General features: G+C 66.3%; 18 protein-coding genes, 1 tRNA gene and 1 pseudogene. 5 read left to right on the top strand and 15 right to left on the bottom strand.

Annotation, left to right across the window (positions count from 1 at the left end):
* The 10 genes from DM995_RS14775 to DM995_RS14730 all read right to left on the bottom strand — a co-directional run.
* A partial coding sequence (locus DM995_RS14775) for a M3 family metallopeptidase (RefSeq protein WP_116969903.1) occupies positions 1–1,567 on the bottom strand: 1,567 nt, incomplete at its 3' end.
* A 52-nt stretch (positions 1,568–1,619) separates the two neighbouring features.
* A complete protein-coding gene (locus DM995_RS14770) occupies positions 1,620–3,692 on the bottom strand; it encodes a tetratricopeptide repeat protein (RefSeq protein WP_116969902.1) in 2,073 nt (690 codons plus the stop codon).
* Entirely contained in the window at positions 3,676–5,085 is a 1,410-nt protein-coding gene (prsR, locus tag DM995_RS14765) for a PEP-CTERM-box response regulator transcription factor (RefSeq protein ID WP_198669380.1), read from the bottom strand. The genes DM995_RS14770 and prsR overlap by 17 nt, the downstream gene beginning before the upstream one ends.
* A gap of 3 nt (positions 5,086–5,088) precedes the next feature.
* Positions 5,089–7,209, bottom strand: a complete 2,121-nt coding sequence (gene prsK, locus DM995_RS14760) for an XrtA/PEP-CTERM system histidine kinase PrsK (RefSeq protein WP_116970494.1) — start codon at positions 7,207–7,209, stop codon at positions 5,089–5,091.
* A gap of 4 nt (positions 7,210–7,213) precedes the next feature.
* Complete coding sequence (locus DM995_RS14755; protein ID WP_023838438.1) at positions 7,214–8,599, bottom strand: TIGR03013 family XrtA/PEP-CTERM system glycosyltransferase; 1,386 nt, start codon at positions 8,597–8,599, stop codon at positions 7,214–7,216.
* A gap of 124 nt (positions 8,600–8,723) precedes the next feature.
* A complete protein-coding gene (locus tag DM995_RS14750; RefSeq protein WP_023838439.1) occupies positions 8,724–9,002 on the bottom strand; it encodes a hypothetical protein in 279 nt (92 codons plus the stop codon).
* Positions 9,003–9,077: 75 nt separating this feature from the next.
* Complete coding sequence (locus DM995_RS14745; protein WP_116969901.1) at positions 9,078–10,475, bottom strand: helix-turn-helix domain-containing protein; 1,398 nt, start codon at positions 10,473–10,475, stop codon at positions 9,078–9,080.
* 524 nt (positions 10,476–10,999) lie between these two features.
* Positions 11,000–11,593, bottom strand: a complete 594-nt coding sequence (locus DM995_RS14740) for a DUF3501 family protein (RefSeq protein ID WP_031318247.1) — start codon at positions 11,591–11,593, stop codon at positions 11,000–11,002.
* A 17-nt stretch (positions 11,594–11,610) separates the two neighbouring features.
* Positions 11,611–12,954, bottom strand: coding sequence for a (Fe-S)-binding protein (locus DM995_RS14735; RefSeq protein WP_116969900.1), 1,344 nt, complete (start codon positions 12,952–12,954; stop codon positions 11,611–11,613).
* Positions 12,955–13,084: 130 nt separating this feature from the next.
* Positions 13,085–13,516, bottom strand: coding sequence for a rubrerythrin family protein (locus DM995_RS14730; RefSeq protein ID WP_023838444.1), 432 nt, complete (start codon positions 13,514–13,516; stop codon positions 13,085–13,087).
* 235 nt (positions 13,517–13,751) lie between these two features.
* Between DM995_RS14730 and DM995_RS14725 the strand changes: the two genes are divergently transcribed.
* Together DM995_RS14725 and DM995_RS14720 are read left to right on the top strand one after the other, a co-directional pair.
* Positions 13,752–14,027 (top strand): HU family DNA-binding protein, encoded by a 276-nt coding sequence (locus DM995_RS14725; RefSeq protein ID WP_023838445.1) that lies wholly within the window; start codon positions 13,752–13,754, stop codon positions 14,025–14,027.
* Positions 14,028–14,165: 138 nt separating this feature from the next.
* Positions 14,166–15,641, top strand: coding sequence for a helicase HerA domain-containing protein (locus DM995_RS14720; RefSeq protein WP_116969899.1), 1,476 nt, complete (start codon positions 14,166–14,168; stop codon positions 15,639–15,641).
* A 151-nt stretch (positions 15,642–15,792) separates the two neighbouring features.
* On the opposite strand, the gene DM995_RS14710 is transcribed toward DM995_RS14720, so the two are convergent.
* Entirely contained in the window at positions 15,793–17,121 is a 1,329-nt protein-coding gene (locus DM995_RS14710) for a dihydroorotase (RefSeq protein WP_116969897.1), read from the bottom strand.
* 48 nt (positions 17,122–17,169) lie between these two features.
* Here DM995_RS14710 and ygfZ point away from each other — a divergent pair.
* From ygfZ to DM995_RS14695, 3 genes and pseudogenes are all read left to right on the top strand, one after another.
* Positions 17,170–17,765 (top strand): annotated as a pseudogene (gene ygfZ / locus DM995_RS14705) (CAF17-like 4Fe-4S cluster assembly/insertion protein YgfZ).
* Positions 17,766–17,838: 73 nt separating this feature from the next.
* Positions 17,839–18,483, top strand: coding sequence for a TetR/AcrR family transcriptional regulator (locus DM995_RS14700; protein WP_116969896.1), 645 nt, complete (start codon positions 17,839–17,841; stop codon positions 18,481–18,483).
* A 96-nt stretch (positions 18,484–18,579) separates the two neighbouring features.
* Positions 18,580–18,654, top strand: a tRNA-Val gene (locus tag DM995_RS14695).
* A gap of 52 nt (positions 18,655–18,706) precedes the next feature.
* Here DM995_RS14695 and DM995_RS14690 read toward each other — a convergent pair.
* The 4 genes from DM995_RS14690 to DM995_RS14675 all read right to left on the bottom strand — a co-directional run bounded on the left by DM995_RS14690 (position 18,707) and on the right by DM995_RS14675 (position 23,259).
* Positions 18,707–19,198, bottom strand: coding sequence for a RidA family protein (locus tag DM995_RS14690; RefSeq protein WP_232824416.1), 492 nt, complete (start codon positions 19,196–19,198; stop codon positions 18,707–18,709).
* A 282-nt stretch (positions 19,199–19,480) separates the two neighbouring features.
* Positions 19,481–20,053 carry a GNAT family N-acetyltransferase gene (locus tag DM995_RS14685; protein WP_116969895.1) on the bottom strand — a complete coding sequence of 191 codons (573 nt, stop codon included), beginning with the start codon at positions 20,051–20,053 and terminating at the stop codon, positions 19,481–19,483.
* On the bottom strand, positions 20,050–21,657 hold the full coding sequence (locus DM995_RS14680; RefSeq protein ID WP_157973228.1) for a flavin monoamine oxidase family protein: 1,608 nt from the start codon (positions 21,655–21,657) through the stop codon (positions 20,050–20,052). The genes DM995_RS14685 and DM995_RS14680 overlap by 4 nt, the downstream gene beginning before the upstream one ends.
* A gap of 318 nt (positions 21,658–21,975) precedes the next feature.
* Positions 21,976–23,259 carry a sugar MFS transporter gene (locus DM995_RS14675; protein WP_116969893.1) on the bottom strand — a complete coding sequence of 428 codons (1,284 nt, stop codon included), beginning with the start codon at positions 23,257–23,259 and terminating at the stop codon, positions 21,976–21,978.
* Positions 23,260–23,331: the final 72 nt, after the last annotated feature.

Raw genomic sequence — 23,331 nt, 5'->3', positions numbered from 1 at the left:
AATGGCCCGACATGGCGGTGAGCACCTGCCGGTCCCAGGCGAAATCCTCCATGAGCTGGCTCGGCAGCTCGACCGCGTCCCATTCGAAGCCGCTGGTGCCCGCGATGCTCGGGCGGTTGACCTCGGTCAGCAGCAGGTGGAGGCAATGCCCGGTCTCGTGCAGCAGCGTGCCGACATCCGAATGGCTGAGCAGCGACGGCGCATCGGGCCCGGCGGGCGAGAAATTGCACACCATATAGGCGACCGGCAGCTGCACATGATCGCCGTCGTTGCGGCGCGGACGTGCCTCGCCCATCCATGCGCCGCCGCGCTTGCCGGGCCGCGCGAACAGGTCGAGATACAGACCCGCAATCGCCTGGCCGCTCTCGTCGACGACATCGTAGAAGCGCGCATCGGGATGGTAGAGCGAGGCATCGGTGCGCGGCTGCAAGCGGATGCCGAACAGCCGTTCGAGCAATGCCTGCCAGCCCTGCATCACCTTCTCGACCGGGAAATAGCCGCGAATCTCGGCCTCGTCGACCGCATAGAGCGCCTGACGCAGCCGGTTCGAAGCAAAGCCGACGTCCCAGGGCTGCAGGTCCGCGATGCCCAGCTTCTCGGCGGCAAAGGCTTTGAGCTCATCGAGGTCGCGCTGCGCCGCCGGTTTGGCGCGCGCGGCGAGATCGCGCAGGAAGGCGAGCACCGCACCGCCGTCCGATGCCATCTTGGTGGCGAGCGACCATTCGACCGGATCGGCAAAGCCGAGCAGCCCCGCCGCCTCGCGCCGTAGCTCGAGGATCCGCGCGATGCGCTCGGAATTGTCGAACTGGCCGGCATGCGGCCCCTGATCCGACGCGCGGGTACCGAAGGCCCGATAGACCCGTGCGCGCAGTTCGCGATTCTCGGCAAAGGTCAGGATCGCGTTGACGCTCGGCGCCTGCAGCGTCACGCGCCAGCCAGTCTGGCCCTTGGCCTCGGCCGCCGCGGCGAACATCGCCTTGTCGGTCTCCGACACGCCCGCCAAATCCGACTCGTCGGTGATCAGCTCTTCCCAGGCATCGGTCGCATCGAGCACCGCACTGCCGAATTCGTTGGAAAGCGTCGCGAGCTCGACCGACACCGTCTTGAACCGCTCGCGCGCGGCCTCGTCGAGCGCCACGCCCGACAGGCGGAAATCGCGCAGCGCGTGCTCGACCGCGACCCGGTCGGCCTGGGGCAGCGCGGCGAATTCGGGCGTCGCGGCGAGCGCTTCGAACACCTCGTAGAGTTCGCGATTCTGCCCGACCATGATGCTGTTGGTGACGAGCCGCTGCTCGCCCTCCTGATAGGCGGCGCGCAGCTCGGGGCCATCGGCGACCGAATGCAGGTGCGAGACCGCCGCCCAGATCGCGCCGAGCTCGGCTTCTGCCCGCTCGAGTGGCAGCCAGGCGTCGGCGAAGACTGTCGGCTTGTCGCGCACTAGCGCCTCGATCGTCGCAGCATGCCGGGCGAGCGCGTCATCGAGCGCGGGCGCGATGTGAGCGGCAGTGATTTCGGCAAAGCGCGGCAACGCGCGCGTATCGAGCAGGGGATTGGTCGTATCGGTCATTCCCGCCCTTTAGCCGAAAATGGCACCGGGTCAGGCAAAAATATGCGGCGGCTCAGCTCCGCCCCTGCAGATCGCGCAACATCGCTGCGGCCTCGGCGCGCTCGGGAAACGCCCCCAGCGAGAGCGAGGCGCGCAGTGCGCCCATCGCCCGGCCCGGCTTGCCAGCAGCGGCATAGGCCTGGGCGAGGTGATAGCGCAGCCAGGGGTTGCGCGGTTGCAGGGCTTGCGCCTTTTCGAGCATCTCCACCGCCAGCATCGGGCTATCGCTGGCTTCGGTCAGCGCCATGCCGCGCACATGCGCGACCAGCGGGCTCGCGGGCTGGACGCGATAGGCGAGCCGCGAGTCGTGCGCCGCGCGTGCCGGATCGCCTGCGCGCAGACGCGCGAGCGCCAGGTCGGTGAGCAGCAGCGGCTGGCTGCTGCCGAGCTGCGCGTGCAACGCCGAGAGCATCGCCACCGCGCCGGGCCAGTTGCCGCGATCGATATAGGCATTGGCCAGCAGGCGGAGACCGCCGCTATTGGCCGGGCTCATGTCGACGAAGCTTTCGAGCAGCGCGTCGGCTTCATCGCGGCGACCGAGCTCACGCAGCACCAGCGACAGGCGGCGCACCACGGGCTCAGCGAGGCGGATTCGTGCGGCACGCTCGTAATAGGGCAGCGCCCCGCCGGCATTGCCCGAGGCATAGAGCACATCGCCCAGCAGCATCTGCGCATCGGGTACGCCGGGATTGCCCTCGGCGAGCGGGCGGGCGTATTCGGCGGCCTGCGCGAAATCGTCACGCGCCACCAGCATGCGGACATAGGGCACCACCGCGCGCGCATCGCGCCGCGCGGCGCGCGCGGCGTCAGCGAGCAGCCAGGGCTCGTCGTCCTGATCGAGCCGCAACAGCGGGGCAGCGTCGGGCGTCGCAGCGCGCGCGAGATATTCGAGCGCCGCATCGCGCTCGCCCATCGCCTCGAGCGAGCGCCCGACCAGAGTCAGCAGATAGGCGCTGGTGCCCGCGCGGTTGGCAACCGGGCGGAAACGTTCGAGCAGCGCCTCGTGCTCGCCCTCGGCATAGAGCGCGCGCGCGAGCAGCTCGGCCGCCCGGCGGTTGAAGGGCTGCGCATCGGAGAGCCTTTCGAACCGGTCGATCGCCTGGCGGTAGTTGCCGAGCTGGAACTCGACCACGCCCTCGACCTGCATCGCTGCGGGCACCGCTTCCAGTGCGCCGCCGGTCTTCTGGATCAGGTTGCGCGCCAGATCATAGCGGCCCGCGCGCGCGGCGAGCACGGCCTGCAGGAAATAGCCGCGCGGGTTGTTCGGCTCGAGCGCGACGATCTGCCGCGCCGCCTTCAGCATCGCGCGCATCCGGCCCATATCGCCCAAGGTCGCGGCATATTCGCCGAGCACGGCGGTATCGTTGGGGTCGATCGCCAGCGCGCGTTCGAACCAGGGCAAGGCGGCGGCGAGCCCGGTCTGGCTGCGCGTCAGCTCGCCGCGCAGCTGCAAGGCACGGACATTGTTCGCGTCGAGCGCCACCGCATGATCGGCCGCTTCGAGCCCGCCCGCCTGGTCGCCCGACGCGGTGCGGAAGCGCGCGATGTCGGTCCAAAGCAGGCTGTCGTCGGGGGTGAACTGCAAGGCCCGGTCGAAGGCCGCGCGGGCCTCGTCATACTGCCCGAGCGCCAGATGCGCCCGGCCCTGGGTGCGCGCGGCATAGCCTGCATCGCTCCTCGCCACCGGCCCCTCGCCCAGCCAGCGCAGCGCATCCTCGGCCCGGCCCTGCAGCACCATCGCCTCGGCCATCGGCGCGCGCACCAGCGCGCGATCGGCGCCCAGTTCGAGCGCGCGTTGCAGCTCGCCTTCGGCGCCATCGGCATCGAACAGCATCAGGAACACGCGCGCCTGGGCTAGCCTCGCCTCTTTCATCTTCGGCGCAGCCTTGATCGCATTCATCAGTTCTATCCGCGCCGCGCGATTGTCGCCGCGCGCGCGATGGTCTGCCGCGCGCGCCATGGCCTCGCGTGCGGCACCCATATCCTCCGCCCGCAGGCTCGCGCCCGCGCCGCCCAGCAGCAGGGCGGCGGCGGCGAGCGCCGACCACAGCCTGTTGCCGGAAGGGAGATCAGGTCTGGATGTCATATTGCCGGAGCAGATCATACAACGTCGGGCGGCTGATTCCGAGCAGCTTGGCCGCGCCCGAGATATTGCCCTCGGTGCGTGCCAGCGCATGGCGGATCGCCTTGCGGTCAGCGAGTTCGCGCACCGCCTTCAGGTTCAGGAACTCGGCCGTCTCGGGCTCGGCGCGTTCGAGGTCGAGATCCTCGGCGGTCACCAGGCGGCTTTCGGCCATGATCACCGCGCGCTTCACCCGGTTTTCGAGCTCGCGGACATTGCCGGGCCAGTGCCAGGCATCGAGCATCTTGAGCGCATCGGGGGCGAAGCCCTTGACCGCAGGGTTCATCTCGGCGGCAAAGCGGGCGAGGAAATGCTTGGCGAGCAGCACCGCATCGCCAGGCCGTTCGGCGAGCGAGGGAATGTTCACCACGATCTCGGCGAGGCGGTAGAACAGGTCCTCGCGGAACCGCTCTTCGGCAATCATCTTTTCGAGATTCTGATGCGTCGCGCAGACCACGCGGGTGTCGACCGGGATCGGGCTGCGCCCGCCGACCCGCTCGATCACGCGTTCCTGCAGGAAACGCAGCAACTTGACCTGGAGCGGCAGCGGGATGTCGCCGACCTCGTCGAGGAACAGGGTGCCGCCAGCGGCCTGTTCGATCTTGCCGATGGTCGTCTTGATCGCGCCGGTGAACGCGCCCTTCTCGTGCCCGAACAGTTCGGATTCGAGCAGGTTTTCCGGAATGGCGGCGCAATTGATCGCGACAAAGGCGCCGCCTCTGCGGTTGCTCTTCTCGTGCAGCCCGCGCGCGAACAGCTCCTTGCCGGTCCCGCTCGCGCCGAGCAGCATCACCGAGACATTGGTGTTGGCGACGCGCTCGATCGTCCGCGCGGCCTTCACCATCTGCGCATCGCCGGTGATCATGCCGCCCAAGACCGTGTGATCCTCGCCCGATTTCTGGCTGAGACGTGCGTTCTCGCGCTCGATCTGCTGGACGTTGAGCGCGCGGCGGACGATCAGCGCGAGGTCGTCGATCTCGACCGGCTTGCGGTAGAAATCATAGGCCCCCTGCGCGATCGCATCGCGCGCGCTCTGCCGCTCGCCATGGCCCGAGGCGATGATGACCTTGGTATCGGGCTTCAGCCGCAGGATTTCCGCCAGCGTCGCGAAGCCCTCGCTCACCCCGTCGGGATCGGGCGGCAGGCCGAGATCGAGCGTGACGACATCGGGCTCTTCATAGCGCAGCAGGTCGATCGCGCTCGCCCGGTCACCGGCGCACAGCACCTCGAAATCGTCGAACGCCCATTTGAGCTGGCGCTGCAGCCCGGCATCGTCCTCGACCACCAGCAGGCGCGGCAGCCGGTTGGCGCCCTTGCCGCTGCCGTTCATCGCGGGATTGGGGGAAAGGTCGGTCATCGGTCAGGCTACCTTTTCAGCAACGGGCACGGGCATCGCCGCCGGATCGTCGGAATCGATCCGGGTGGCGAGCGGAAGATGGATGGAAAAGCGGCTGCCCTCGCCCTCGCGGCTCTCGACCTCGATCCGGCCGTGCATCGCCTCGACCAGCAGCCGGGCCTCATAGGCACCGATGCCGAAGCCGTCGGCCTTGCTCGAGATGAAGGGCTTGAACAGCTTGGCGCGGACGAATTCGGCGGACATGCCCGCACCATGGTCGACAATCTCGATCACGCCATTGAGGCCATCGCGCGCCATCGAGACATAGACCGGCGTGTCCTTGGGGCTGGCATCGATCGCGTTCTGGATCAGATGGCCGAGCACCTGTTCGAGCTGCGCCGGATCAGCCATCAGCACCAGCCTTTGCGCGGCGCTGGCGACCACCGGGTGCGCCGCCTGCTTGCTGGCGATCACCGCGCGCACCACGCGCTCGGCATCGATCGCGCGGACGCCTTCGCCTGCCGAGCGGGCATAGCCGGTCAGCCTGCGGATCAGCGTGTTCATCTTGCCAACCGAATTCTGCAGCGTCGCGATCATGTCCTTGCGGAACTCGGGATTGTCGGCGTGCCGTTCGGCGTTGCGCGCGACCAGGCTCAACTGGCTGACCAGGTTCTTGATGTCGTGCATCACGAAGGCCATGCGGCGGTTGAACTCGTCGAACTGATCGGCCTCGCGCAGCGCTTCCTGGCTGCGCGCCTCGGCGAGATAGCTGGCGAGCTGTCGCCCGACGAGGCGCAGCAGATCGAGATCCTCCCAGTCGAGCCGCCGTTCGACCAGCGGCCGCGCCAGCACGACCAGTCCGGCGAGCCGGTCGAAATGCACCAGCGGCACGATCGCCCAGGCGTTGGTTTCCTCGATCGCCCAGTCGGGAATCGCGCGCCGATCGGTGTCGCGGTCGTGGCCCGAGCGCAGCGCGTCGAGCTCGACGATCCGCCCGGTCGCCTGGAAATAGCCGATGGTCGCGGCGGTGCAGGCCTGGGCAGGGACATCGGCGGTGGGCCAGTTGAACCGCGCCTGCAGCTGAAGGCGGCCATTGTCGCCCGGCGCGAGCAGCAGCCCTGCGGGGCTGTCGCTGATGTCGGCGGCGGCCTTGATCACGCGTTCGTGAAACGGCGCGGTGCCATCGCCGGGCCGCCCGATCGTCTCGGTGAAGCGGATCCATTCGGCGCGGTAGTCATAGCGGTGCTGGAAGAAATGCTTGGTCGCCTTGACCTTGAACCAGGCGCGGAACCGGTCCGACGGCAGCAGGATCAGCGCCGCGAGCGACATGCCGAGCACGAGCAGCATCTGCGCGCCCGACGCGACGGTTCCGCCGACCGCGCGCAGCAGCTGCGCCACCGCGATCATCGTGACGAGATAGCCCAGGATCGCGAACAGCGAGAGCGAGCGATAGGCGATCTTGCGCGACAGGGTGAGCTTCCACCCGCCGGGCCGGTTCGCCGCCAGCGCGAAGAACGGCACGGCGAAGATCATCAGCACCCCGCGCAGCGCCAGCATGTCGGCGCTGAGCGCACCGTTCAGATACCCCATGGTGTAGAGGTTGAGATCGTACAGCCACATCGCGGCGAGCGCGGCCAGGGGAATCCGCAGGCTCGTTCGCGTCTCGGCATCGGCGACGCTGTACAGGTTGTTCGCCAGCACCAGCGCGCCGACGACGAAGATCATCCGCAGCAGCATCGCGCTGCCCAGCGTCAGGCTTTCGAGCCCCTGGTGCGTCGCGAGCAAGGTCAGCCAGTTTTCCACCACCGGTTGCGCGGCCAGCACCAGTGTCAGCACCAGATAGACCGCCGTCACCGTCCCAGGCTGGGCACGCGCCGAGCGCACCATCTGGAACAGGAACGCCAGCCAGGCGAGGTTGCGCAGCGATTCAGCCAGGCCGGCAATCGGGTCGATCGGCCCCAGCGCGGCGACGGCAAAGGCCCAGAGGCTGGTCGACAGCAAGGCGATCAGCAGCGCGGCATCGCCCAGCGACGGGCGCGCATCGCGCAGCCTTGCCCAGCGCTGGACCAGCCACGCGGCCACCAGCAGCGTCAGCGCCGCAGCGCCCGAATGAGCCCAGAGGCTTATATCGGCCCAATTGGCCATGGGATCACCGGGCACCATCCGGCCACAGCACGACGCGCAGCGTCTGCAGGATGATCAGCAGGTCGAGAAACGGCGTGTAGTTCTTGGCGTAATAGAGATCATATTCGAGCTTGTGCCGCGCATCCTCGACCGATGCGCCATAGGGATAGTTGATCTGCGCCCAGCCGGTAATGCCGGGCTTCACCATGTGCCGCTCGTTGTAATAGCGCATCTTGGTTTCCAGATCGGCGACGAATTCGGGCCGCTCGGGGCGCGGTCCGACAAAGCTCATGTCGCCCTTGAGCACGCTCCATGCCTGGGGTAGCTCGTCGATCCGGACCTTGCGGATGAAGCGACCCAGCCGGGTGACGCGCGGGTCGTTCTTCTGCGCCCATTGCGCGCCATCGACCTCGGCATCGGTGCGCATCGAGCGCAGCTTGACGATCTGGAACGGCTGGCCGTACAGCCCTACCCGCTCCTGCTTGAAAAAGGCCGGACCTTTGCTGTCGAGCTTCACCAGCAGCGCGAAGAGCAGGATGATCGGCGCAGTGAGCAGCAGCAGGATCGAGCTCACCACCAGATCGAACAGCCGCTTGGCGATGGTCGAGATGCGCCGCCCTGCCGAAAAGCCGTCGGAAAAGATCAGCCAGCTGGGATTGACCGTATCGAGATCGACGCGGCCCGTCTCGCGTTCGAGAAAGGTCGACAGGTCGTTGACATGGACGCCCGTGGTCTTGATGCGCAGAAGATCGTTGAGCGGCAGCGCGTTGCGCCGTTCCTCCAGCGCCAGCACGACCTCGGTGACGTTGAGATTCTCGACATGCTTGGCGAGATTCTTGATCGCGTCGCGGTTGATCGCCTCTTCGACCACCAGCGGCCCGTCGTTCATCGCGACGAAGCCGACCAGCACGAAGCCGGCATCGGGACGTTCGGACAGGTCCTGCACCCGCTGCGCGCGCTTGCCCGCGCCCAGCACCATCAGCCTGCGCTTGAACGCGGTCGTGCCGAGCAGTCCGCCCAGGATGACCCGGTTGCCGATCAGGAAGAGGATCGACAGCCCCATCGCATAGAGGCTGTTCGAGCGCCACAAGGTCGTTCCGGGCAGGATGAAATAGGTGACCGACAGGAAGATGACGCCGAGCGAGATTGCCACCAGCAGCCGCGCGGCGGCGAAGCGCAGCGATTGCAGCGAATCGGGCCCGTAGACCCCGACCGCGATCATCGCCATGTGCACCAGCAGCGCGAAGGTCGCGATCGGCAGTGGCCGCTGGCTTAGCGGCTCGACCTCCATCCCGATCTCGTGCGCGCGCCAGACCCAGCCAATTTCGGCGGCCAGGCCCAGCAGCGCCAGGTCGAAAAAGCCGAGCAGCAGCACCGCGTGCGGCACATAATGTTTGAACAGCCTGAACATGGAGCCCGCTATAGCCGGGCAATGGTCAAGTGTCGGTTAATTTTACAGCCATATGCGCGCCGGACCCAAGAATTTCCGGCACAGTGTCAAAGCTTTTTACGCATCGGCGAACCCGCGATGCGATTCACTCGCCGATCTTCTGCGCCGCATCCTGCGCGGCATCGCCGACCTTCTGCGCCGCCTCGCCGACCTCACCAGCCGCACCCGCGACCGCATCGGTGCGCACTTCGCCCTGCTGCATGAACTGCCAGGCGAAGAAACCGCCGACGACGAGGATCAGCAGCAGGATCGCCATCATCAGACCGGAGCCGCCACCCGAGCGGCGCTCGACAACGGTGGTATGCGTCTGGACCGGTTCGACCGGGCGATCAGTCACGGTGGTGGTGGTCGTGTGTTCCGTCATGGCAATTCCCCTGGATGGTTGTTCTGGGGCGTGTACGGCCATGCGCGCGGCTGGTTCCGGCGGTGTGCGAAAGCCTTAATCGGTAAGGAAATCGAACGGCGTCACCCCGCGTTCGCGATCGTCGAACTTGAGCCGGATACCGAGCGGCGGCTTGGAGCGTTGCGGGCAGTCGCCGCGCTTGCACATCGCACAACCCGGACCGATCCGCGTCGCACCCGCCGCACTCAGGTCCATCCCCCGCGCATAGCAGAGCGTGGCGGCCTGATCGACGGGCACGCCAAGGCCTATGGCGAACTCCGCCGTGGTACCGCCCGCACCATAGCCTGCGCCCTGCACGCTGCGCGCAAGCGTCAGCCAGCGGCTCGCGTCCTCGAGCTCGACAAGCTGCACCTGGACCTGACTGGGGCGCGAAAAGGCCTGGTGCAGGTGCCAGAGCGGACAGGTTACCTCGGTATCGGCGAGCGGCGCGCGCGCCGCACCGCCGAAGCGCTTCGACACCTGGCCTGCGCGGTCGACCCGGAGCATGAAGAAGCCGAGGCCGCGCTGGCCGACGCGCTGCAAGGTGGTCAGCCGGTGCGCGACATGTTCGAACCCCGCGCCGAAGCGCCGCTGGAGCAGCAGCATGTCATAGCCCGATTGCTCGCAGGCACGCAGGAAGCGCCCATAGGGCATCATCACCGCGGCGGCGAAATAGCTGAAGATATGCCGCTGGTAGAGCCGCTCGGCCGTGCGGTCGCCGAACTGCGCCCCCGCGACCAGCGCATTGATGTCCGCGCGATACTCCAGCTGCCCCAACAGATAGGCTGCCTGGAAGGTGCGCGAGGCCATATCGAGCATCTCGGACAGCTGCAGCTGGCGCGCATGCAGATCGAGCCGCCGCAGCCGTTCGGGCATCACGCTCTCGGGCAGGATGCGGATCGAAAGCTGGTGCTTGGTGCGCAGCCGCTCGGCGATCGCCGAATAGAGATCGCCGCTCTGCAGCCGCAGCGCGTCGGCCAGTTCCTCGGCGGCATGGTCGAGATCGGCAAAATGGTTGCGCCAGCGCTCGATCTCGCCGCGGACGCGCGCTACGGGATCGTCGACCGCAATGCCCGGGACGGCGCTGCCCGCGCCGCCCTGCACCCTGTCGTAAAGCCGCGCAAAGGCCGCCGCCGTGCCCGGCGATGCCGCCAGCCAGTCCTCGATCTCGCCCGGCTCCACGCCCAGATCGGCGAAGATGGGGTCGGCCATGCGGCGACGCATCGGACCCAGCCCGCCGCCCGGCTCGTCCCCGGTCAGGTCGCGCGGATCGACATCGAACCGCTCGGCAAGCGTCAGCATCAGCCGCGCGCTGACCGGGCGAAGATTGCGTTCGAGCAGGTTGAGATAGCTCGGCGAGATGTCGAGCCGTTCCGCCATGGCGGCCTGGGTGAGACCGGCATTGCGGCGCAGACGGCGCAGCGCAGGTCCGGCATGGAGCGAGGGTTCGGCCATGCCCAATGTTGTAACAATCATGACAAGCTTACAAGCTTTTCGGCTGTTCCAGTGGCGATCTGCGCGCATTTTTTGTCAATTTGTGCTGCGCGGCTCCAATTGGATCGCTAGCAACGGACCAACGCAGCCCGCACGAGCTAGCAGGAGAGGATCTGGGTGAGCGGGGCAATCCCGCCACCCCGCCTTTCGGCCAGGGCCCGACAGATCACGAGAGCTTTCCTGGGGAGGAAAGACATGCCGCCGAGAACCCAGGTTTTCGGCGGCATTTTCGTGGCTTCGCGCGAAAATTTACAAATCGGTACGGAATGTTAACCGGTTGCTGCGAAGGTTTGCATTGATGGCGGCAAAATGAGGGCAATACGCTGTGCTGAAGGAAGTCATGCTGGGATCGGGCGGCATCATGCTGGCCGCAGCGATCTTTGCATCATCGGTCAATACCGGGCCGGTTCCCGCTGGCGCGCCCGGCGCAGCGCCCGCTGCTGCACATTCCCAAATAGGCGGGCCAATTGGCGGCGTGACTGCGGTTACAGGCAGGCGCGGGTCAGATAGCTGCGCGTGTCGGCCCCGATCAGCGCGGCATGGCCGTAATTGGGATGCGTGATCTGCACCATCGCGACATTGCCCGCATCGTGCCAGGCGGCGATGGCGGCATCGTCGAGCGGGAAGTGCAGGAAATGCACTGCGCTGGCCTTGCCCGAGGCGCTGGTGCGCTCGACATCCTGTTCGGGCACCGCGGCGATGCGGATCGAGCCGATGGTCAAAAAGATATGCGCCTCGACCCCGCCGATCGTGCGCAGGAAAGCATCGCGCCGCTCGGGATTCTCGATCTCGAACATCAATGTCGCGGTCAGCTCGCGGCCATTGGGCACCATCGGATTATAGGCGGCCAGTTCGTCGGCCAGCTGCTCCTCGCCGCCCTTTTCGATGCGCAGCATCTCCTGGATCTGCAACCACATGCTGTCCCAGCTTTCGAAGGTGATCATCGCGTGCGGGCCGATGGCGAGGCGCGAGAATTTCTTGGCGAGGATGCTCTCCTGGCGCTTGTCCTTGCGGATCAGCTCGTAATCGGCGAGGTCCATGATGTCCTCGCGGGTGATCGAACGGCGGTCCCTGGGCATCGTCTTTTCCATATCCATTACAGTCCGTAAGCCTTGGCCATCAGTTCGACGGGATGGCCGATCCGTTCGGGCAGTTTTGCCGCCCCGCCCTGCTCCATCACCTGCTTGAGGTGCGATCCGGCGAGCGGGCATTCGCTGACCATGTAATCGGGCGCGGTCTTCTCGAGCGAACGCACCGTGGGCCGCGCGAGCTTCACCGCGGTGTCGAAATTCTGCTGGTAGATGCCCCATTTGCCGCCATGGCCCGAGCAGCGCTCGGTCAGCACCGGCTTGGCCTCGGGGATGAGCTTCAGCATCTCCATCGCCTTGGGGCCCATGTTCTGCGCGCGCGAATGGCAGGCGAAGTGCACACCGATGCTGGCATCCATCGCCTCTACCGGGGTGAGCCCCGCCTGTTTCGACAGCTTGACGATATATTCGCTGATATCGTGCGTAGCAGCCGAGAGCTTCCTGATGTCCTCGTTGTCCGGCTCGATCAGCGGCCATTCGAACTTCATCATCAGCGCGCAGCTCGCGGTGATCGCGACCACGTCATAGCCCTGGTCGATCAGCGGCGCGAAATGCGCGGCGACGCGCGCTGCGGCGCTGGCGACCGCAGGGATGTCTCCATTTTCGAGCTTGGGCATCGCGCAGCATTCGGGATGCTCGATCCGGACCTCCACCCCGTTATGCGCCAGCACCTTGACCGCCGCCTCGCCCGGGGTCTGGTCGTTGAACTGGTCGTAGCAGCTGGCATAGAGCGCAACGCGGCGGCCGAAGCCGGGCGCCGCCGGATTGGGTGCGGGTACAAGAGCGGCGGCGCGGTTGGTCAGCGGGATATCGGCGAACTTGGGCAGGTGCGCGCGCTTGTCGATGCCGAGCATCGACTGCATGATCCCGCGCGTCGTGCCGCTCTTGCCGTCGGTCGCCCAGTTGGCGACGTCGGAAAAGACGCTGCCCAGCTTGCCGTTGCGATCGGTTTCGGCGAGCAGGCTATCGGCCTTCGAGGTCTCGCCCTTGCGATGCTCGACCGCGCGATAGCGCAGCATCAGATGCGGGAAATCGAGGTTGAACTCGTGCGGCGGCACATAGGGGCACTTCACCATGAAGCACATGTCGCACAGCGTGCAGGCATCCACGACCTGCTTGATCTGCCCGGCGGACAGGTCCTCGACCTCCTCGTTCGGGCTTTCGTCGATCATGTCGAACAGCCTGGGGAAGCTGTCGCACAGGTTGAAGCAGCGGCGGCAGCCATGGCAGATGTCGAACACGCGGCGCAGCTCGGCATCGAGCGCGGCCTCGTCATACCAGGATTCCTCGCGCCACGGCAGCACATGCCGCGTCGGCGCGTCCAGGCTGCCTTCCTTGTATTCGGTTGCCATCACGATCCCCTGTCAGGCACAGACCAGCGAACGCCTCCCCGACCAAGGGCGGCATGAAACCGGCAGAAAAATGGCCTGCGCTTCGTGCCGAAACACGAAGACACAGGCCAAGTTGTCGTTCAACTGAAACTCAGGCTTCGGCCAGCAGCGCGTCAAGCGTCTTCTGGAACTTGCCGGCATGGCTCTTTTCCGCCTTGGCGAGCGTTTCGAACCAGTCGGCGATCTCGTCGAAACCTTCGTCACGGGCGGTCTTGGCCATGCCCGGATACATGTCGGTATATTCGTGGGTCTCGCCCGCGATCGCCGACTTCAGGTTGTCGGCGGTGGTGCCGATCGGCTCGCCGGTGGCCGGATCGCCGCAGGCTTCGAGGAATTCGAGATGGCCGTGCGCGTGGCCGGTTTCGCCTTCCGCGGTCGAGCGGAACACGGCGGCAACGTCGTTATGGCCTTCGATATCGGCCTTCTGGGCGAAATACAGATAGCGGCGGTTGGCCTGGCTTTCGCCGGCAAACGCGTCCTTCAGGCACTGTTCGGTCTTCGATCCCTTGAGTTCCATGGTCATCCCTCGCTAGTGATTCAAACTCGGTTGGATAAGGGTTAAGGCCAGGATGCGCGGCTGGCCATGTGATTTTCTTGAACAGAATAATCGATAAATTCGATCAGCATGATTGATAATGTTTCTCAATTACCGGCAATCACCACCATTTTGGGGGAAAACTTCCGCAATCCCCGTGACGAACGCAAAAACTGCCGTTAAACCGCCGCCACCGAAATCCAATCAGAAGGGACGTTTCCTCATGAACAATGCTGAACTTGCAGAGAAAATTGCCGCCGATCACGGCGTGACCAAGGCGGACGCCCGCAAGCTGGTCGATGGCGTTTTCGCTGCAATCGCGGATGCCGCGGCTGCCGGCGAAGAAATCTCGATCAACGGCTTCGGCAAGTTCAAGGTCAAGGCGACCCCGGAGCGCGAAGGTCGCAACCCGGGCACCGGCGCCACCATCACCATCAAGGCCTCCAAGAAGCTCGGCTTCACCCCCGCAAAGGCGGTGAAGGACAAGCTGAACGGCTGATCCGTTCCGGCCTGAGCCGATTGAAAAAGGCCTCGCCCCCATCGGGCGGGGCCTTTTGCGTTGCGGGTCTGACTTGCCCCCAGCAATTGGCCGCGCGCCCGTTGCAACCGCCCGGCCAAGGCGATAGGGCCTTGAGCCGTGGGCGCATCGATCGACATAGGTCTGGATGAGACAGGGCGGCCTGTCGGCATCGATATCGAGGAATTGCTGGCGACCAGGCTGCTGGTCCAGGGCAATTCCGGATCGGGCAAGTCGCATCTGCTGCGCCGCCTGCTCGAGGAGAGCGCAGGGCTCGTCCAGCAGGTGATCATCGACCCCGAAGGCGATTTCGCGACGCTCGCCGACGCCTTTTCGCATCTGGTCATCGATGCGGGTGACTATAACGAACGCGAGATCGCGCGCATCGCCGCGCGCATCCGCGAGCACCGCGCCTCGGTGATCCTCAACCTCGAATCGCTCGAGCTCGAAGCGCAGATGACCTGCGCAGCCACCTTCCTCAACGCGATGTTCGATGCCCCGCGCGAGCACTGGTATCCGGCGCTGGTCGTGGTCGACGAGGCGCAGATGTTCGCGCCCTCGGTCGCAGGCGACGTGCCCGATCCGGTGCGCCGCGCGAGCCTTTCGGCGATGACCAACCTGATGTGCCGTGGCCGCAAGCGTGGCCTTGCCGGCGCCATCGCGACGCAGCGCCTCGCCAAGCTCGCCAAGAATGTCGCCGCCGAGGCCAGCAACTTCCTGATGGGGCGCACCTTTCTCGACATCGACATGGCGCGCGCCGCCGACCTGCTCGGCATGGAGCGCCGCCAGGCCGAGCGCATCCGCGATCTCGAGCGCGGCTGCTTCCTGGGCCTCGGCCCGGCGATCTCGCGCCGCCCGGTGACCACGCGGATCGGGTCCACCCGGACCACCAGCCGCACCGGCACGCACCGGCTGCTGCCGATGCCCGAGGCGCAGGGCGAGGATCTGCGCGACATGCTGCTCTCCGCAGGTGGCAATGACGCGCCGTTGCCGATGCCGCCGCCGCGCCCCGCGCCGGTTGCCGCCGACGAGCTGATCAGCGCGATCGCGCCCGCGCCGCTCCCGATGGCCGAGCACTCGGCCATGTTCGCCGCGCGCAAGGAGGCCGAGGACGCGGCGGACGCGATCGATGCCGAGGCGGTGATCGTCGCGGTGCTCACCGACATGCTCGCCGATGGCAGCATCGCAAACCAGACCGAGGCCTTGCTCTATCAGGATTTCTCGGTGCGATGCCGGATGCAGCGGCTGATCCGCCCGCCGCTCGACATGGAGGGCTTCCGCCAGCGTCTTGCGCTGGCGCGCGGCGGCATCATGGACCCGGCCGACCCGGCCTGCGCGCCGCTGCTCGAGGCTGCAACCCGGCTGCCGCAGGAAATGTACGCGCCCTTCCTGCTGATCGCGCGCGCGGCGATGGACGGCCAGCCCTGCCCAGACGATGCCGCGCTCGGCCGTGCCTATGGCACCAGCTCGCCCGGGCGCATCCGGCGGCTGATCGACTATATGGAAAAGCAGGGCGTCATCGTCGTCCGCGCCGATTTCGGCGGGCGGCGCTCGATCGGCATACCGGACCTGGGGCTGAGCACCGGGGCGGAGTAGCTGGGTGGAGTAGCTGGGTGGAGTAGCGGTCGCTTCGCTGGTCACCCTCACCCTTCCCACTCCGCTGCGCGTCGCGGGCCCCTTCCCTCTCCCATCGGGAGAGGGAGGGAGGCGCGAAGCGCCGGAAGGGTGAGGGCCACAAGCCCGGAAATCAGAACTCCGTCGCCTCGAAGCGCACCGGCTCGCCGATCGCGCTGTCGGCGAGCGTGTCTTCCCACATCACCCGGTTCCCGCGAATGATCGTGCCGATCGGCTTGCCGGTCAGTTCCATGCCGGTGAACGGGCTCCAGCCGCAGCGCGATTGCAGCCAGTCCTCGGTCACCATCCAGCGCTTCTTGAGGTCGACGATCGTGAAATCGGCATCGTAACCCGCGGCGATCCGCCCCTTGCCGACCAGCCCGAAGATCCGCTGCGCGCCCGCCGAGGTGAGGTCGATCAGCCGCTGCATCGACAGCCGTCCATGGTGCATGTGATCGAGCAGCAGCGGCAGCAGCGTCTGCACGCCGGGCATGCCGCTCGGCGTATCGGGATAGATCTTGGACTTTTCCTCGATGGTGTGCGGCGCATGGTCCGAGCCGATGACATCGGGCACGCCCTGCGCCAGCCAGTGCCACAGCCCGTCGCGATGCGCGCCGCTGCGGATCGGCGGGTTCATCTGTGCATAGCTGCCGAGCCGCGGATAGGCCTCCTCCCCTGCCAGGGTCAGGTGCTGCGGCGTCACCTCGCAGGTGGCGATATCCTTGTGCTGCGCGATCAGCTCGAGCTCGGCCGGGGTGGTGATGTGCAGGATGTGGATGCGCCGCTTCGCCTCGCGTGCGAGCCTGAGGATGCGGCGCGTCGCCAGCATCGCGCTTTCGTCATCGCGCCAGACCGGGTGCGACGAGGGATCGCCGGTGACGCGCAAATCGGCGCGCTCGTTCATGCGGAACTCGTCCTCGGCATGGATCGCGACGCGGCGCTTGCCGCTGGCGAGCACGCGCGCGAGCGCGCCGTCATCGGCCACCAGCAGGTCGCCGGTCGATGCGCCCATGAAGATCTTCACCCCCGCCGTGCCGGGTAGGCGCTCAAGCGCCTTGAGCGATTCGGCATTGGATGAGGTCGCGCCGACATAGAAGGCATGGTCGCACCACATGCGGTGATGCGCGCGAGCGAGCTTGTCGGCGACACGCTCTGCGGTATCGGTATTGGGCTTGGTGTTCGGCATTTCGAACACCGCGGTCACCCCGCCCATCACCGCGGCGCGGCTGCCCGATTCGAGGTCTTCCTTGTGCTCGAGTCCGGGCTCGCGGAAATGCACCTGGCTGTCGATCACGCCGGGCAGCACATGCAGCCCCGTACAGTCGATCACCTCGCCTGCATCGCCGGCGAGCGCGCCGATGCTGGCGATCCTGCCGCCGATGACGCCGATATCGGCGGAGACCGGTCCGCCGGGCAGATACACGGTGCCGTTCCTGACGATCAGGTCATAGCTCGCTGTCATCGCATCTCTCCGCTTGAAACTGGCTGAGCGATACGCATGTTGAGCGCCATGTCCACCCCCACGCTGCTCGCCCATCGCGCCCTCATCCGCCTGTCGCCGACCGACCCGCACGAGGATGTGCGCGGCTTTCTGCAGGGGCTGGTGACGCAGGACACGAAGGCCGTGACGCCCGGAAACCCGCAATATGCCGGGCTGTTGAGCGCACAGGGCAAGGCGATGTTCGATTTCCTGCTGTGGGACGATGGGGCGGACGTGCTGATCGACTGCGAAGCGGACCTGGCCGATGCGCTCGCCAAGCGGCTGACAATCTATCGCCTGCGCCGCAGGATTTCTATCGCGCGCGACGAGACGCTGCAGGTTCACTGGTCGCCCGAACCGGTCGAGGGCGCCGCGGCCGATCCGCGGCTCGCCGCGCTCGGCTGGCGCGCTTCACCAAGGGCTGCTATGTCGGCCAGGAAAATACCGCGCGGATGAACTGGCGGCAGAAGGTCAACCGCCGCATCGTGGTGCTGCCGCTCGCCGAGGCCGACGAGAAACGTCAGAAAATCGGCTATCCCGCGCTCGGCTGGAGCGTCGAGCACCGGCGCGTCGAGGATCTGGACCCGGCACAATGGCCGGTCTGGTTGCAAACGCCGCAGGCCTGATTGCAACATTTGATAAAGTACAAAATTTATTGTATAACTGTTCTACTCCCCCAAGTCAGCAAGGCTGAACCCGATGTCGCGCCCCCTGAACGATCACGAAGCCATCCGCATCCAGCTGATGGAGGCCGCCGAGGAAATGGTTCGAACGCGCGGCGCGATCAACCTTTCGCTCACCGAGGTCGCCGCCGCCTGCGGCATGTCGCAATCGAGCTTCTACCGCTATTTCGCTTCGAAAGAGGCCTTTTTCGAGGCGATCGCCGGGCGCTGGTTCGAAGAGCTCAACCAGATCATGGAGGATGTCGTCGCATCGGACCTTCCGCCGCGCGAGAAGCTGTTCGAGTTCTTCGCGCGGCGCGTCGCGGTCAAGCGCGCCCGGTTCGAGGCCGACCCCAATCTGTTCCGCGCCAATATGGACCTGGGCGAGGAACATTGGGAGGTGATCCGCGGGTATGTCGACCTGGCGGACCATTACATGGCGGTGATCCTGGGCGAGGCGATGGCCGAGGGCTATTTTCCCGGCTATGATCTCGACCATGTCGTGTCGCTGACCAACCTGATGCTGCAGCCGTTCTGCAACCCGTTCGTGATGATGGACATGATCCGCACCGCGACGCCCGACAATCTGCGCATCGTCATCAACACGTTGTTCGACGGGCTGGGTGCCGCACAGTCGATCGTCGATGCCGAGAATGTGACGCCGCTGCGCGCGATTTCCTGACCGCCTGGCCCGGCACACTGCGGCTCTTGCCAACGCCCCCCGCATCTGGCAAGGGGGCGCTCCGCACGACACCGCATGGCCGGTGATTCCGTGACCGGGCGCGTAGCTCAGTGGTAGAGCACACCCTTCACACGGGTGGGGTCGCAGGTTCAATCCCTGCCGCGCCCACCATCTTTTCCGATGGACGAGAAAAGATGGCGCGCTGTCCGGCCGCGATCGCTCGTCATTTGACCTTGGCGGCGGTTGCTTCGATCTCGATCAGGAATTGCGGGCCGGCGAGCGCCGCCACCTGGACGGTCGAGCGCGCGACGAGATTGGGGTTGGCGGCCGTGCCGAAAAACTCGCGATAGCCCGCATTGAAGCCCGCAAAATCCATCTTGCCGCCCAGCTTGGGATCGCCGACGACGAACACCGTCAGCTTGATGACATCGGACATGGCATAGCCCTGCTTGGCGAGCGCCGCCTCGATCTTCCTGAAGGTGCTGATCGTCTGCGTTTTCGTGTCGCCATAGGCCTCGATCCCTTCGGTCCTGGCGGGATCGATCGGGCTGGCGAGCTGGCCGCTGAGCATCAGGATTTCCGCACCCGGCGGGATGGTGACCCCGCCCAGGATGATCGCCGGGGGCGGATTGGTGTGGCGGACGATGCCCTGCGCCTGGGCGGCGGTGCAGCTGAGGCCGGCGGCAATGGCGGTGAGCAGGATTTTGCGGATCAAGCAGATTTCCTTTCGCGTGGCGGGAGAAGCGATCGCGGCGGACGCGGCCCGCCAGGATCATCGGAAAAGGTCGGAAGCTCGCGGTTCCCCGGCCATACCAGATGCCGCGCGCCCAGCCGAGAGGCGATGCATCGGTATAACGAGCGCCACTGGGCTCGGGGCAGTCGAGCGTGAAGACGCGACCGCCACCCCTGCGGCGACACGAGCCATGCCGTCGCGGACGCGGCCCGCAAGACTCCCCCCGGATGGGTCGGTTCGTTGCTGCGATGACGTGCCACGAGATCATGTCGGGACTGCGGTGTCGGAGGCGGCCGCCTGTGGCGAGGGTTCGAAAAGCGTCTTGCGCATCGGCACGAAGCGCAGCGCGATGCCGTCATACTGCTGCACGAACTCGCCCTCGGCACGATAGCCATGGGCGGCATAGAAGGGCACGCCGGGCAGCGTCGCCATCAGCTCCGCCTGGGTGAAGCCTGCCGCGCGCGCAGCCTGCTCGCACGCATCGAGCAAGGCCGATCCGATGCCGCGTCGGGCGAATTCGGGCGCGATGAAGAACGCCCTGATCTTGGCCGGGGCCTCTGCGGGATCGACAAAACCCATCTGCCGCTGGGCAAAGCGATCGGACCCGAACAGGGTTGCGCGCCGGCTCCACCCGCCGCACCCGGCGATCCGCCCGTCGAGCTCGACCACCAGATAGGTGCCGTCGGCGACCAGCTCGCTGTCCACCCCGAACACATGCGCGATGGCCGCCTCGGTCTCTTGCGGCGAGTAGTAGCCGGAGCTCAACTGCCGCGCCGAAGCGGCGATCAGCTGCTCGATCGCGGATATCTCGTCGGACCGGGCGGGGCGGATGATCATGCGGCTTGGGCACTCCTGGGTGGTTCGGTCAGTGCCCGGGCGCGCATCTGCTCGACCAGCGCAGCGACGGTCGCGTGCGCCGATTGCAGCGCGCCCTCCTGCCAGCCGGGTGTCTGGCTGAGCGCGGCACTGGCAAAGAAGATGCGACCATCGGGCTGATTGAGCAAGCGGAAGGCGGGCGTGTCGATCATCGGATGCTCGCCGCGATCGCGCATGCCGGGGTTCCAGTTGGGCCAGGGCCCCAGGCTATACGGAATCTTGCGCCAGTTGACGACCAGCGGCGCAGTGCAATCCGCACCATGGCCGGGATGCACGCTGTCGATTGCGGCGCGCGCCATCGCGATCTGCTCGGCGATCGGCCGCCGGGCAAAGGCCTTGCCCGGCTCGCCCGAGCTGTAGCAGCCGAGGATCATGCCCCTCTCGCCGTGCAAGCCCCAGGACGGATACCAGATCAGGCTGGTCTCGCCGCCGACAAAGGTGAGGCCGCCATAGATCTGGTCGCGCTCCCAGAAGCGCGGGGCCTCGAATGCCACCTTGTTCGAATCCTCGTAGAGCACGCCCGCGATCGCGCTGGCGACGGGTTTGGCGAAATCGGCCTCGATCCTGGCCAGCACCGGAAAGGGGATGGTGCACACGCAATAATCGGCCTTGATGACCCGCGCCGCGCCGCTGGCCGTGTCGATCCAGGCGATCTCGACCCCGGCCTCGCTCTGGCGGATTCGCTGGACATCGGCGTTCAGTACCGCGCGCTGCTTCAGGTTGCGCTCGATACCGACGGAAATCCGGTCCATGCCGCCCACCGGCTGGAACATCGTCGCCTGCATGTAGAGATTGTCCTCGAAGCCCATCATCGCCAGCTGCTCATTGGCGAGCAGATCGGCGAGCGGCACCGGCGCATTGGCAGTCTCGAAGCTCGATATCCCTGCCCCCGGCCCCGTCCTGAAGCCCGAGCGCGTGGTGCCCTTGAACGCGTAATCGCCCTGCAGATCGCCATAGGCCTTCAGAAAGGGCAGCAGCTTCGCCTTTTCCTCGACGCTGAGCGCGGTATCAAGCGCGCCCTGATTGACCGCCTTGGCGAGCAGCTCGGAGACATGGCCGCGCATGTCGTTGATCGCGGTACGCATGCGCAACCGGCTGCCGTTCCTCGCGACCAGATAGGCCGAGCGGCTCGAATTGACCTCGACCTCGAGCGGCACGCCGAAGCGCTTGGCATAGCCGAGCACGCCCTGGTGGAAACTTGGCAGCCGTGCCGGGCCGGCGTTGAAATACAGGCCTTCGGAAAAACGCGCGATCTGGTCGTCCTCGCCCTGCATGGTGATGCGGTCCCCATCGCGCACGGTCCAGGCCTTGCCCCCGACGCGTTCGCGCGCCTCGAGCAGGGTGACCGCAAACCCACGCTGCTCCAGCTCGTAGGCCGCGACCAGCCCGGCAAAACCGGCGCCGAGCACGACGACCGAGCGCCCCTTGCCGAGATCGCCCGGCATCGGCTCGAGCGCGGCGGCCCGTGCGACGCCAAACCACCCCATCGATTGCATCGCGCCCGCGACGGCCGCAACTCCCCCGGCCGCACCGATCCGGTGCAGCATCGTTCTGCGTGTGATCACCTTGAAAAAGCCCCCATCCGAAAATGCAGGCCTTGCGGACATCCCGTCCTGTCATGGCCGCGCCATCCCGCGCGGCGCTTTCCCCGAGCCATAGCCAGGGTTGCGCCGCCCTTGCCGGGTGGCCGCCTTGTTGTGCGGTGCAAAAATAACTGGTGAAATCAGGCGAAGATTGCCGACTGCAAAAGCAGCGGCGCCACTCCAGAGGAACCGAAAAACTCTATTCTCAGCTGATCTTGCGATCAAAACATCGTTCGAAAGCCGGCGCAAGAGGATTCTTCGCACATGCAAAAAATTCTTGTGCGATGCGGCGCGCCAAGCTTACCCGGCGCGGCTGCGCGCGTACCAGCCATAGCCGCCGATCACCGCATAGCACAAGGCGGGCAGCACCAGCGCGAGCCCGAGCTGGCCCGACAGGTCGGCAATCGCACCGGTGGCAAGCGGGATCACCGCGCCGCCGAAGATCGCGATGTTGATGATGCCCGACCCATCGGCGGCGCGCGGGCCCAGATCCTCGCACGCCAGGCTGAAGATGGTCGGGAACATGATCGCGTTCATGAGGCCGATGGCGAGCAGGCTGTAGCCCGAGACCGCTCCTTGCGTGCTCGTCGAGACGAGGATCAGCACGATCGCGCCTGCGGCCACGGCGGCGAGCAGCTTGCCAGGGCTGACGAAGCGCATGACGCCCGACCCGATGAACCGCCCGACCATCGCGCCGCCCCAGTACAGCCCGATCAGCTTGCCCGCCGCCTGCTCGGGCAGCGCCATCACCTCGGCCTGCATCAGATAATTGACGATCAGCGATCCGATCGCGACCTCGGCCCCGACATAGAGGAAGATGCACAGCGCTCCGAAGCCGAAGCGCGGGCGCGCGAGCAGATCGAACCCGGCCAGGCCGCTGCTCGCCTCGTGCGTCTCGCCCTTCAGCCGGTTGCGGAACATCCAGACCACGGCTGCCACCACCGCGATCGCGGCGGCGATGCCGAGATAGCCGTTGACGATCGCCTGGCTTTCGGCGGTGCGATAGGCATCGAGTGCGGGGCCGGAAAGCTGGTCCGCGCTGAGGCTGGCGAGGCTGCCGAGGATGAGCGCCGAACCCACGATCGGAAAGACGGTGGTGCCGAGCGAGTTGAACGCCTGCGCGAAGGTCAGACGGCTGTGCGCGGTCTGCGGCCTTCCCAGCATCGAGATGAGCGGGTTGGCGACGACCTGCACGATCACCACGCCGCTTGCCAGCACGAACAGCGCGAACAGGAACAGGCCATAGGTGGCGTTGCGCGAGGCGGGGATGAACAGCAGGCAGCCCAGCATCATCAGCAGCAGCCCGCACACCGCCCCGCGCATGTAGCCGACCTTCTTGACCAGCTTGGCGCCGGGAATGCCGATCAGCAGATAGGCGGTGAAGAAGCAGAACTGCACCAGCATCGCCTGGGTGTAGTTGAGCGTGAACAGCTCCTTCAGCTTGGGGATGATCACGTCGTTGAGCGAGGTGATGCCGCCGAAGATGAAGAACAGCCCGAAGACGAACAGCCTGAGCTCCGGCGCATCGACATGCCCGCCCTTGCTTCCCGTTGTGCCATTCATGTTCTGCGGTGCAAGCGCCATTCGATCATCCCCATATTGTCGGCGGGACATCGCCCGCCTCGCCTTGATTAGAGCATTTGCGCGCGCGGCCAA

It is taken from the genome of Blastomonas sp. UPD001, assembly GCF_003426715.1.
Lineage (GTDB): Bacteria > Pseudomonadota > Alphaproteobacteria > Sphingomonadales > Sphingomonadaceae > Blastomonas.
The sequence above is the reverse complement of the archived record's forward strand: the minus strand, read 5'-3'. Positions and strand labels throughout refer to the sequence as shown.

Excerpts from the sequence above, each read along its gene's own strand:
- DM995_RS14740 (WP_031318247.1), bottom strand. The coding sequence starts at position 11,593 with ATGCCCAGGGACCGCCGTTCGATCACCCGCGAGGACATCATGGACCTC.
- DM995_RS14685 (WP_116969895.1), bottom strand. The coding sequence starts at position 20,053 with ATGATCATCCGCCCCGCCCGGTCCGACGAGATATCCGCGATCGAGCAG.
- DM995_RS14770 (WP_116969902.1), bottom strand. The coding sequence starts at position 3,692 with ATGACATCCAGACCTGATCTCCCTTCCGGCAACAGGCTGTGGTCGGCG.
- DM995_RS14675 (WP_116969893.1), bottom strand. The coding sequence starts at position 23,259 with ATGGCGCTTGCACCGCAGAACATGAATGGCACAACGGGAAGCAAGGGC.
- DM995_RS14725 (WP_023838445.1), top strand. The coding sequence starts at position 13,752 with ATGAACAATGCTGAACTTGCAGAGAAAATTGCCGCCGATCACGGCGTG.
- DM995_RS14730 (WP_023838444.1), bottom strand. The coding sequence starts at position 13,516 with ATGACCATGGAACTCAAGGGATCGAAGACCGAACAGTGCCTGAAGGAC.
- DM995_RS14745 (WP_116969901.1), bottom strand. The coding sequence starts at position 10,475 with ATGGCCGAACCCTCGCTCCATGCCGGACCTGCGCTGCGCCGTCTGCGC.
- DM995_RS14710 (WP_116969897.1), bottom strand. The coding sequence starts at position 17,121 with ATGACAGCGAGCTATGACCTGATCGTCAGGAACGGCACCGTGTATCTG.
- DM995_RS14755 (WP_023838438.1), bottom strand. The coding sequence starts at position 8,599 with ATGTTCAGGCTGTTCAAACATTATGTGCCGCACGCGGTGCTGCTGCTC.
- DM995_RS14735 (WP_116969900.1), bottom strand. The coding sequence starts at position 12,954 with ATGGCAACCGAATACAAGGAAGGCAGCCTGGACGCGCCGACGCGGCAT.
- DM995_RS14750 (WP_023838439.1), bottom strand. The coding sequence starts at position 9,002 with ATGACGGAACACACGACCACCACCACCGTGACTGATCGCCCGGTCGAA.
- prsR (WP_198669380.1), bottom strand. The coding sequence starts at position 5,085 with ATGACCGACCTTTCCCCCAATCCCGCGATGAACGGCAGCGGCAAGGGC.
- DM995_RS14700 (WP_116969896.1), top strand. The coding sequence starts at position 17,839 with ATGTCGCGCCCCCTGAACGATCACGAAGCCATCCGCATCCAGCTGATG.
- prsK (WP_116970494.1), bottom strand. The coding sequence starts at position 7,209 with ATGGCCAATTGGGCCGATATAAGCCTCTGGGCTCATTCGGGCGCTGCG.